The sequence below is a fragment of the Periweissella ghanensis genome, from assembly GCF_918814755.1.
Classification (GTDB): domain Bacteria; phylum Bacillota; class Bacilli; order Lactobacillales; family Lactobacillaceae; genus Periweissella; species Periweissella ghanensis.
On record NZ_CAKKNT010000002.1, the window covers coordinates 135,889 to 146,808 of the forward strand.

At 38.9% G+C, this 10,920-nt stretch carries 9 protein-coding genes; 8 read left to right on the top strand and 1 reads right to left on the bottom strand.

Features of this window, described 5'->3' with window-relative positions:
• Nucleotides 1–3: 3 nt before the first annotated feature.
• From flgK to LQZ76_RS01690, 8 genes are all read left to right on the top strand, one after another.
• Nucleotides 4–1,590 carry a flagellar hook-associated protein FlgK gene (gene flgK, locus LQZ76_RS01655; protein ID WP_230098023.1) on the top strand — a complete coding sequence of 529 codons (1,587 nt, stop codon included), beginning with the start codon at nucleotides 4–6 and terminating at the stop codon, nucleotides 1,588–1,590.
• Complete coding sequence (flgL, locus tag LQZ76_RS01660; RefSeq protein WP_230098024.1) at nucleotides 1,590–2,564, top strand: flagellar hook-associated protein FlgL; 975 nt, start codon at nucleotides 1,590–1,592, stop codon at nucleotides 2,562–2,564. The genes flgK and flgL overlap by 1 nt, the downstream gene beginning before the upstream one ends.
• Nucleotides 2,565–2,938: 374 nt before the next feature.
• The gene (locus LQZ76_RS01665; RefSeq protein ID WP_230098025.1) at nucleotides 2,939–4,078 is read left to right on the top strand and encodes a flagellin N-terminal helical domain-containing protein; all 1,140 of its coding nucleotides are present in this window, start codon (nucleotides 2,939–2,941) and stop codon (nucleotides 4,076–4,078) included.
• Between the two features lie 178 nt (nucleotides 4,079–4,256).
• Nucleotides 4,257–5,840: a flagellar filament capping protein FliD gene (fliD, locus tag LQZ76_RS01670; protein WP_230098026.1), complete on the top strand. Its 1,584-nt coding sequence runs from the start codon at nucleotides 4,257–4,259 to the stop codon at nucleotides 5,838–5,840.
• A gap of 28 nt (nucleotides 5,841–5,868) precedes the next feature.
• On the top strand, nucleotides 5,869–6,198 hold the full coding sequence (locus LQZ76_RS01675; RefSeq protein WP_230098027.1) for a hypothetical protein: 330 nt from the start codon (nucleotides 5,869–5,871) through the stop codon (nucleotides 6,196–6,198).
• 9 nt (nucleotides 6,199–6,207) lie between these two features.
• On the top strand, nucleotides 6,208–6,588 hold the full coding sequence (gene fliS / locus LQZ76_RS01680; protein ID WP_230098028.1) for a flagellar export chaperone FliS: 381 nt from the start codon (nucleotides 6,208–6,210) through the stop codon (nucleotides 6,586–6,588).
• Nucleotides 6,589–6,689: 101 nt separating this feature from the next.
• Nucleotides 6,690–8,207, top strand: coding sequence for a glycosyltransferase (locus LQZ76_RS01685; protein ID WP_230098029.1), 1,518 nt, complete (start codon nucleotides 6,690–6,692; stop codon nucleotides 8,205–8,207).
• On the top strand, nucleotides 8,204–10,678 hold the full coding sequence (locus LQZ76_RS01690; RefSeq protein WP_230098030.1) for a glycosyltransferase: 2,475 nt from the start codon (nucleotides 8,204–8,206) through the stop codon (nucleotides 10,676–10,678). The genes LQZ76_RS01685 and LQZ76_RS01690 overlap by 4 nt, the downstream gene beginning before the upstream one ends.
• Before the next feature lie 125 nt (nucleotides 10,679–10,803).
• Here the strand turns inward: LQZ76_RS01690 and LQZ76_RS01695 are convergent.
• The coding region (locus LQZ76_RS01695; RefSeq protein WP_230098036.1) for a transposase at nucleotides 10,804–10,920 on the bottom strand (117 nt) is incomplete at its 5' end.

Here is a 10,920-nt window from a genome sequence, read left to right on the forward strand (position 1 = left end):
GATATGAATTTATTTGGAACATTAAATACGGCTACGACTGGTTTAGGGGTCAATGAAATGGCCTTGCAAACGACGAGTCACAATATCGCCAATGCTAACAATCCGTATTACTCACGGCAACGCGTTGATATTGAAACGATGCCGGCGATGCACTTTGCAGGGGTTGGTGACATTGGGATGGGGGCGCGGGCTGGTTCGGTGCAACGGATTAGTGATAGCTTCGTGCAAGGTCAACTCAACCAAGTTGGTGGCGTGTTAAAAAGTTATAGTGAACGCGCGAATGTGTTAGGCCAATTGGAAGGGTACTACAACGAACCGTCATCAACGGGGATCTTGAGTCAGATTGATAAAATGAATGCCGCTTGGACTAATTTTGCCAATGACCCATCGGTTTCAGGGATTCAAACGACCGTGGTAGGGGCAACACAAACGGTGGCCAATTCAATTAACCAATTGGCTAACAATGTGCAAGCCTTACAAAGTAATACCGTGAGCACCGTTGCTAAAAATGCGATGGACTTCAACCAAACGATCAATCAACTAGATACGTTAAACAAGCAAATCTATAACATGAGCCAAAATGGTGACCAACCAAATGATTTGTTGGATACCCGTGACCAAGTGATTCAAAAACTTGCAAGCATGGCTGATACGACAACGACAATTGACCAATACGGGCGCGCCACGGTGGCCCTTAATATGCCAGGAACTGATGGCAAAGCAACCCCGATGCCCATTTTGGATGCGGATGGGGTCAAAGGGACCTTGGGGGTTGTGGATGCTAAGGCAGCGGGCGTTATTACGGCCACAACCGATGTGAACAGTGAAAACAGTGCGCTTGCAGTACCAGCAAATGGTAAAGCTGGGGATGTCGTCTTTGTGGCTAACAATACGAAAACGGCGACACCAGTAACGATTAGTAGTGGGACGATTCAAGGGGACCAACAAGCCCTCAGTGATTTAAGTGACCAAATGGATAAGTTAAACAAATTTGCTTACCAATTGGCGACCGCTACGAACACGTTAATGAGTGCCAATGGTGTGTCAGCCGACAAGTTAATGTTTACCTTTAAAGGGGTTACCGGTCAAGCTAACCCGCAACCCGCCTATGATCCTAAAGTTAACTATGCGGCCAACTTACAAGTTAATGCCACGATTGCCAATAACCCCAGCCAATTACAAGCGGGGGTCGGAACTAATCCGGATGCCGGGGATGGTAAGTTAGCCCAAGCGATTGCCCACTTACAAAACACTAAGTTAGCTGATCCCGCCAGTGGCAAAGGCTTGACGTTGAATGCGGATAACTTATCATTTGTCGCTGATGAAACCGGGGCGACGGTATCGGGGATGTACAATGATATCGTGACCCAAAACGGGATTGTGACGCAAGCCGCCAACAATAATGCCCAAACGCAATTGGCCTTACTCCAACAAGTCCAAGCCAAGCAACAATCGATTTCAGGCGTTAATATGAACGAAGAAATGTCCAATGTCATTAAGTTCCAACAAGGCTTCCAAGCCAACGCGAAGATGATTTCCGTAGTTAACGAAATGTTGGATACTTTGATTAACCGAACAGGAGTTAACTAATGCGAATTTCTGAAAATACAACTTATAATAACTTTCTCTACAATTTAGGGAATAGTCAATCAAGCTTACAAGCCACAATGCAACAACTTTCAAGCCAACAACAAGTTAGCAAGCCATCGGATAATCCGTTGGCGGCGTCACAAATTATGGCGCTTAGTAGTTCATTAACGCAAAACAAAACGTATGCTAACACGATTAAAGATGCGATTAACCTGTCACAAACGCAAGATAGTGCCTTGAGTGGGTTAAGCGACCAAATGTTGCGGATTCGCACGTTAGTCCAATCATCAGCCAATGGGGCGTATGGGCCGGATGAATTAAAATCTAACAAAACGGAACTTAGCTCAATTATGGCCAGTGTGGTTGATTCATTGAACGCCGATTATGGTGGCCGGTATGTCTTTGCCGGGACTAAAATCGATAAGCCACCTTTTGAATTGGTGAAAGCCACCGCTGATGACGCGGCTAATAATGTGCAAGCCGGGGATATCATTGGCATTAAGTACAACGGTTCAACGACGAATCAAACGCGCTCAATCTCAAGTGGGGTTAGTATTGATTTAGCCACGAATGGTGCCAATATCGTTGGTGGGACAACTCAAGATGGTGCGGGTACGCAACTCGGGGATTATTTTGCTAACGTGATTAAAACATTGAATGAAGGTATTAATAAACCTGATCAATTAGCGGCCGCACAGAGTGCCTTGGGTGGTGACTTACTCGGCCAAACATCGAATTTCTCAGATAAAGTCGTGAATGTCCGAACAACGATTGGCGCGGTGGTGAACCGCTTAAATATTGCCAGCGCACAAAACACGAGCCAAAACTTGAATTTAACGACGATGAAGTCCAATGTCCAAGATGTCGACATGGCCAAAGCCTATATGGAATACCAAAAAGATCAAACGACATATCAAAGTACCCTTGCGATGGGGACGAAGATTATGAATACGACAATCTTGAATTATATGTAAACAAGAGTGCGAACCTCCTCGGGAAACAGCGAGTACTAACGAAAATCACGTAATATGCGGTTTAGGCATATAAGTGATTTAAAGTTAGACGGAGGTGTTTGAGGGGGAGAGCACGTTTAGGAAAATCAATTTCAATTAAATACCACCAACACCCCCGGAAGACAACCAACTTCCAGGGGTGTTTTGCGGTAAATGGCCAGTCTAAAAATAGCTTAGTAGCCGGGTTTATATAATATAAAAATAATAAATTATCCTTAATAACATAATAAATAATTCTGCAATTTATTTGCAAATTTACTTAAATAATCGCTCGGTGGGCCGATATATATAGCATGAGGAAATCTCACAAATAAAAATTAAATGGAGAATTAATTATGCGTATTAACACAAACGTTGCAGCAATGAACACATACAACAACTTGTCAGCCGCTAACGGTATGAAAGCCGATGCTTTAGCTAAGCTTTCATCAGGCTCACGAATCAACAAAGCTGGGGATGATGCTGCCGGACTTGCTATCTCAGAAAAGATGAAGGCACAAATCGGTGGTTTAACACAAGCCGTTCGTAACTCACAAGATGGTATTTCATTGATCCAAACTGCTGAAGGTGCTTTGAATGAAACGCACTCAATCCTTGGTCGCATGCGTGACCTTGCTGTTCAAAGTTCCAATGGTACTTTGAGTACTGATGACCGTAAAGCAATCAACAAAGAATTTGGTGCTTTACAAGACGAAATTACTCGTATTTCATCAACTACTCAATTTAACGGTAAGAACCTTCTTGATGGTTCACAAAAGAACATGTCATTCCAAATTGGGGCCAACGCTGGTCAAAATGTTTCATTTGGTATCAGTGCAATGGACGCAAAATCACTTCTTGGGACTGCAAACGCAAGTGTAGCTGCAGATGGCGATGATGTTACTAAAGCTACTGATGATTACAGTGGAAATGGTTTCAAGGATGCTACTGGTCACCTTTCATTGGTTGCCCAAGATGAAACTACAACAACAGTATCAGCATCAATTGCTAGCTCATTAGCTAGTGCAATTGCTGTTGTTGGTTCAACGCTAAGTGCAGCAGCATCAGCAGCAGCATCAGCAGCAGCAGCAGCAACTGATGCTAAGAATGGTGATGTTGCTGCGACTTCAACTGCTTTAGCAGACGCAAAATCAGCCTTTACAGCGTCAGCGCAAGCCGTGGCTGGTACTAATGCTGACCAAACCAACATTTCAGCCGCTAACGGTGCCATCAAAGATATTGATAACGCCATCAAGGCTGTTTCAGATCAACGTGCTGGTCTCGGGGCTTCACAAAACCGACTCCAACACACTATCAATAACTTGAACGCTACCAACACGAACCTTTCAGATGCTAACTCACGTATTCGTGACGTGGATATGGCTTCAGAAATGATGCAATTCACTAAGTCAAACATCTTGTCACAAGCATCAACATCAATGCTTGCGCAAGCTAATGCTATGCCTAACAGTGTGCTTTCATTGTTACAAGGTTAATATTTTAGAATATCTATTTAAAGCATCGTATCTTTTAAGGTACGATGCTTTTTTGTTTAAGAATTTTAAAAAATCAGCAAAGGCTCTTAAATTTAACAGTTAACGTGACGATATATAATCATGATAGTAATTAAGTTGAATAAATGATATATAAAAATAAATAAAAGAGGAAACAATAATGAGTTCAGATATGAATATTGGTGCTCAAGGAGCCGCTGCATCTCAACAATTTTTAGGACAATACTCTGGTATTTCAAGTACTACGATTGATCAATTGATTCAGGCTGATTCAATTCCGATGCAACAAATGCAAAATCAAGTTAGTACGTTACAAGGCCAAGAACAGGCTTGGGGCGATGTTCGGACAAGTTTAAATAACTTTTTAACGGATGTGCAAGCATTACAAAATACGAGTACATATAACTCAAAAGTAGCCAACAGTACTAATAATAACGTTGCGACAATATCTGGTGATACGACAGCTTCTGAAGGTAGTCATGATATTATCATTAAGCAACTTGCCAGTGCAACTTCATTTACAGGTGGGCGTGTCACTGCCAAAGACACTAATACCGCCTTGAATCTAACTGGAACGTTAACGTTGAATTTAACGCCTGATGATGATTCAACGCAAACGGGTACGGATGGTAGTAGTATCGATGTCCCAGGCTTTACTTTACCCACCGCGGATACGACGGTCTCAACCACGGATGCAAGCTCAAAGCCAGGTCAAGTTAATGTCCCAATTGGGGCTAATGATACCTTAACGTCAATTATGAATAAAGTTAATAGTCAGACTAAGCAATCTGATATTACAGCATCAATTGTTGATAATCACTTAGTTTTTACTAGTACTCAAGACGGTAAGGCCACAATCGATACTAATGGCAGTACTAATAGTGTGGCGGATGGCTTAGCGTTAACTAGCGGTACGAAAACAATCACAGGAAGTGCGGCTATTTTCTCTCTTGATGGGTTACAAATTGCTCGAAATACGAATACTGTGAGCGATGTTTTAAATGGTGCCACGATTAACTTAGTCGGTGTGACACCATCAACCAGTACGACTGACAGTACTGGTAAAACAACTACAAATCAAACGCCAACGACCCTCTCATTGACGAATGATAATTCTAAATTTGAGGGTGCTGTTAATACAATGATTACACAGTACAACAGTTTGATGAGTGTTATTGGTAATGATTTAGATGCAGGTAATCCGAGCCAAGCAGATAATCAGCAAGGCGCGTTAGTTGGTGATAGTAGTTTAATGGAACTCCAAGAACAACTGCAAAATATGGTCACAGGTAATGCAAGTAGTGTTGACCCCAAAACTGGTTACAATACCGCTGATTCAATTGGGATTTCATTTGTTGATAAAAATGGAACTTTAGGATTAGATACGACTAAGTTTGAAGCCGCGTTAAAAGCGAACCCACAAGCGGTCAAAAACTTCTTCTATAAAGCGGATACTAATGTAACTACGGGAATTGCAACAAATCAAGCTGGGTATGCGTATGACTTAGGTAAGTTTGCTAATTCATATTTAGCGAATACAACTGGTAATGAAGGAATTATCGCTAATATTAATGCTGATATGGATTCAACTATTAAGGATTTAAATTCTCAAATTAGTGATTTTCAAGATCAACTGACTGATAAACGTGCCGAGTATGTTACGGAATATAGTGCTTTGGATAGTTTTATGTCCCAAGCACAATCGCAATTAACCTACTTCCAACAACAAGCCGGCGCATTATAAGCATATAAAAGATATTTTGAGGAAAAATATGTTAACTGAAATTGATCGAACCATTATGAACCAACTTAATCATAATCTAGATACCGACGTTGAGGATACGATTGCAATTCAAGCTATATTAAATCAAAATCAAGGTCTTTTATCCCAGTTATCAATGATTAATATGCAAGACTTGCCAGTAACTGATAAATTATTGATTCAAAATATTATTAATAAATATCAATATATTATTGCCACAATTGATATCCGTAAACGTGAAATTCAAACTAAAATTAGTGCCACAAATACCGGAAAAGCAATGATGAGTGCCTATATGCGTTATGATACGCAAGCATCATTTGTGAACCGTGATTTATGAGGAAAATGTATGATGAATAGTTACCAACAGACCAACCAAAATTATTTAAAAAATCAAGTAATGAGCGCCTCACCTGCGCAATTAATAACTATGTTAATTGCTGGTGGAATTAAGAATGTTAAACAAGCTCAAACAGCTATAGCGGTGGGAGACGTTATCAAAACCCATGATAAATTAATTAACGCACAAGACATTATTATGGAATTGCGGTATTCCGTTAAGGAAGAGATTGATGCGGAACTTAGTCATCAGTTAATAACAATGTATGAATATATGTACAATCAGCTCGTTTTAGCCAATGTGAATCAAGATGTAGCAAAGATTGCAGAGGTCGAACAACTTTTAATGGATTTATTGACCACATGGAAGCAAATTGAAACACAAGTATAGTAAATAAGCGTTCCAGTAACCGTTCTGGCGATACTGGAGCGCTTTTACATTACAAAAAATTAGTATTGGAGCAAATGATGATTTATTTTATTAACTTTGGAATGCCCGACAAAAAATCTGGTATCGAACATGCTCAGATTAAGCGGGCGCGTTTATTTGATCAACATCATGCAGATTATAAATTTTTACTACGTGATTGGGGGCAGTGGGTCCACTTTGAAACCCGAGCAGTAGGTCTAAAAGATGAGCATATTTTAAATATGTTTGATTATTATCAAGGAACCACCGAAGTCGCTGATCAATTCATTGGGGTTAAAGATATTGACTTGGGGCTAGACCCAGCAATGTTAACGTATACTAATGATGCTGAAAAGCTTCGGTGTGGTGTTTATCGACCTAATGGGACAATTTTGGCGTGGATTGGCTATCGTGAAGATGATCAACGGGTTGCTTATGTAGAGCGTTATGATAGCTTTGCCAATCCTAATTTAATTGAATATTACGATTATCGTGGATTTAAGTCAAAAGTTGCCTGGGGCGCAATTGATGGCACAGTTAGCAATAACACATGGTATGACCAATCAGGACGAATTGTCTTACGAAATTCATACCAAAATGATGGGACTGGACAACGGCAATTGACCAATTGGATATTAACGGATTTAAATAAGCAAATATATCAATTTGATACCATTGATCAGCTATTTGCACACTTTATTAATGAGGTCAATCATACAACAGGGCCAGGTAATATTTTATTAGCTGACCAACCCGTAATTACCGATAATGCCTTACTCGAATTAACTGATCCGGCATATACAATTGCACATTTACACAGTTCGCATGTCGTTGATTTTAATCAACCATTAACGTCAAATTTGAATGAATATTATATGTACCAATTTGCCAATGCAAGTCGCTTTTCAGCCTTTATTGCGGCAACACAATCCCAAGCTGATGAAGTTATGGCACGCTACCCAATGATAAAAAAAATGTATACCTTACCAGTTGGAATTATTGCTGATGAAGTATTAGCTCAACCACAGATTCCAATGTCTAAAAGAACACCGGGTAAAATTGTAGCATTGGCACGGATTGCTGGTGAAAAACGGCATCGTGATATGATTAGAGCCGTTGCGGCAGCCCATAAACAAGTACCAGAAATTACATTAGATTTATATGGTTATGTTAATGATATGAAGTTAAAGAAATCGTTAGACGAATTGATTGTTGATTTAGAAATGGAAGATGTAATTACCTTTAAACCATATACTGAAGATACAATTCCAGTATTACAACAAGCACAAGTGTTTTTAATGACGTCAACAATGGAAGGATTTAGCTTAGCAACTTTAGAAGCTACCGCACAAGGGGTTGTTGGTTTAACTTATGATATTAAGTACGGTCCAACTGAAATTATTACGGACGGTGTTTCTGGGGTAGTTGTCCCAAACGGGGATTGTAATGCGTTAGCAATTAAGTTAATTGAACTATTTAAAAACCCAATACAATTGCAACAAATGAGTACTGCGGCATATGCAAGTGCGCAACGTTATAGTGGTGAAAATGTATGGCAACAATGGGCGATGTTATTAGAGAACGGGAGCGCAGTTAAATGAAAATGATTTATTCAGTCAGTGAAAATATTTTTGATATGAATAGTGGGATGGAATTAGCACAAGTACAACGAACAAAAATTCTAAATGCTAATGGACAACCAGCGCAATTATTGACGCGTACTTATAATCAGCGCCTTGCACGTGCATGTGATAAAGTGGGGCTTGCTAATAATGAATATCTAAATATGTTTGACTATTTCCAAGACGCTACCAATATCCCTCGTAAAGAAGTTAGCGTCCGAGCATTACCAACCCTCCCGTTTAGTAAATACCATGTAAAGTTCAGTAGTGCTGAGAAATGGAATGTTTTTGCTAACGGTTATCGAGTTGCTGTCATGAATGTTATGGGTGGCACACCTGAGTTGATTGATAATATTGAGTATTTTGATAGATTCAATAATAAGAGTTTGGTTCAATACTATGACTGGCGTGGTTTCTTATCAATGGAAGAAAATTATGATACAGCTGGTAATATTGTTAATCAAGTATACTTAAAACCAACCGGTGAAGTGGCCTTAGAAATCAGTTTTAGTAATGTTACAGGTCAAGCTATTCCGACAATGTGGAAGTTAAATAATTATAATGGGTTTGATTATATATTTGATTATGAAGATCAATTATTTTTGACATTTTTAAATGAGCTGAATCGTACTAATCAAGGGGTATTCATCGCTGATAATCCAAATATCGCTAATATTTTGATGTCAATTGATAATCCAATTAAGACAGTTGCATATCTACATGAGGATCATTTGACACATGCTGGAGCACAGATTACCGAAGTTCAACCAGAATATATCAAGGTTATTCAGCCTGAATTTGGTCATTTGGATGTGATTGCTGTGGCAACGGCTAAACAAGCGGCTACACTACAACAGATTACAGAAAGTGAAGTGAAGGTTATTCCAACATTAAGCTTTGCGGTTAATCCAGAACCACATGATGTCACTAGGCTTAAGAAGTTAGTGTATGTGGGCAGGTTAGCCCGACGGAAGAATATTCGCGGTATAATCGATACTTTTGCATACATTAACCAACGCCAACCTGATACCCAATTAGTACTGAAAGGCTTCTTTGTTGATCAAGAATATCAAGATGAGATTGAAGGCTACATTAATGAATTGAAATTAAATGATGTCATAACAACTCAAATATATAGTGTGGACAATGATGCTTTATTTGAGGATGCATCATTGTTTATTTCAGCAGCAACATCAGAAGGATTAGGGATGAATGCGCTTGAAAGTATGGCCTATGGGATTCCAGTGGCATGCTATGGAGTACCATATATCAAGGACAATTTGGTTAAAGATGGGGTTAATGGGATTGCAACAAGTAAGCACACGCCCCAAGAGCTTGGTCGTAAGATTTTGAGTATCTTTAAGAAGCCGCAAACCGTTGTTCAATTGCAACAAGGTGCATTGGCAACAGCCGCAGAATTTTCAGCGGAGCAGTTAGTTAAAAATTTTGATAAATTACTGGATTTGGATGATGCGCCAATGACTGAAAAAAGAGTTGATTTATCATTTGTTGTGCCGGTATATAATGTTGTCAAATATCTAGAAGCCACTCTTGATTCCATATTTAACCAAAAAACGAAATATGATTATGAAGTTATTTGTGTTGATGATGGGTCAACTGATGGTAGTACAGAAATTTTAAAGCAATATGCTGAAAAGTATAGTAATTTAAAACTTATTTCACAAAAAAATTGTGGGGTCGGGGCAGCTCGTAATCTTGGGCTATCACATGTCGAAGGTGAATACGTTGCCTTTATAGATAGTGATGATTTATTGGCAGATAATTATGTGGAAACGGTAATGTATAATTTTAAACGAACATATGCCGATATTGTGACCTACGCTGCTCGAAAAATTAAAGCCGACGGCACACGGTTCACGGATCAAGATGATATTTTTGGTGCACCAAATAAAATTTATGCATCAGGTATTGAACAATTTAAAACAATGAACCGTTATGGGTACTATATGGTGGCGGTTTGGAAGTATGTTACTAAAACGGCCCATTTACGTGAAAATAAAATTACATTCCCTAACACTCAGTTATCCGAAGATGACTACTTTAGTTTCTTTAATTACCAATTGGCTAAACGAACCGTATCAATTAAGGATGTACTTTATAATTATCGTATCCATGATAAATCATTAATTCGTACATTTGCACAAGCAGATAAATCTACGGATAAACGTGCTGAACACTATAAAGCATTTGAGTTATTATTAAAGCAAATTACAGCTGAAAAAATAAAAATAACACCAAGTATTACACGATATTTGATGAATGATTTTTTGACAAAATTAATATTTAAAGATGAATTAAATACTAATATTGAACATACCACGATGGTGATGGTGGGTAAATATTTATCAAAAGAAATAGTAACGGAATTGCAAGCAATGCTAAGAGAACAATATAAAGTCTATGCGCGTAAGGCCACAGTCTTGAATTAGTTAGTTTGTGATAAATTAAAAGCGCTCACTAGGCAGACTAGTGGGCGCTTTTTAAAGGCTCTTTGTCAAATGATGTTGATATTGAGTTTTTAGACTCTAAATCGTAAAAGATTTAGGGTCTTTTTTTATGACAATTCTAATCGAATACGATTAAAAAAATTGGCTAAGTTTCGATAGCCATAACCGCTTCGACTGATTTGTTTTATTTTACGATTTAAACCTTCTAAAGGGCCATTTGAATA

What these genes read in the sequence shown, in the direction of transcription:
- flgK (WP_230098023.1), top strand. Translation starts at nt 4, where the DNA reads ATGAATTTATTTGGAACATTAAATACGGCTACGACTGGTTTAGGGGTC.
- flgL (WP_230098024.1), top strand. Translation starts at nt 1,590, where the DNA reads ATGCGAATTTCTGAAAATACAACTTATAATAACTTTCTCTACAATTTA.
- LQZ76_RS01665 (WP_230098025.1), top strand. Translation starts at nt 2,939, where the DNA reads ATGCGTATTAACACAAACGTTGCAGCAATGAACACATACAACAACTTG.
- fliD (WP_230098026.1), top strand. Translation starts at nt 4,257, where the DNA reads ATGAGTTCAGATATGAATATTGGTGCTCAAGGAGCCGCTGCATCTCAA.
- LQZ76_RS01675 (WP_230098027.1), top strand. Translation starts at nt 5,869, where the DNA reads ATGTTAACTGAAATTGATCGAACCATTATGAACCAACTTAATCATAAT.
- fliS (WP_230098028.1), top strand. Translation starts at nt 6,208, where the DNA reads ATGATGAATAGTTACCAACAGACCAACCAAAATTATTTAAAAAATCAA.
- LQZ76_RS01685 (WP_230098029.1), top strand. Translation starts at nt 6,690, where the DNA reads ATGCCCGACAAAAAATCTGGTATCGAACATGCTCAGATTAAGCGGGCG.
- LQZ76_RS01690 (WP_230098030.1), top strand. Translation starts at nt 8,204, where the DNA reads ATGAAAATGATTTATTCAGTCAGTGAAAATATTTTTGATATGAATAGT.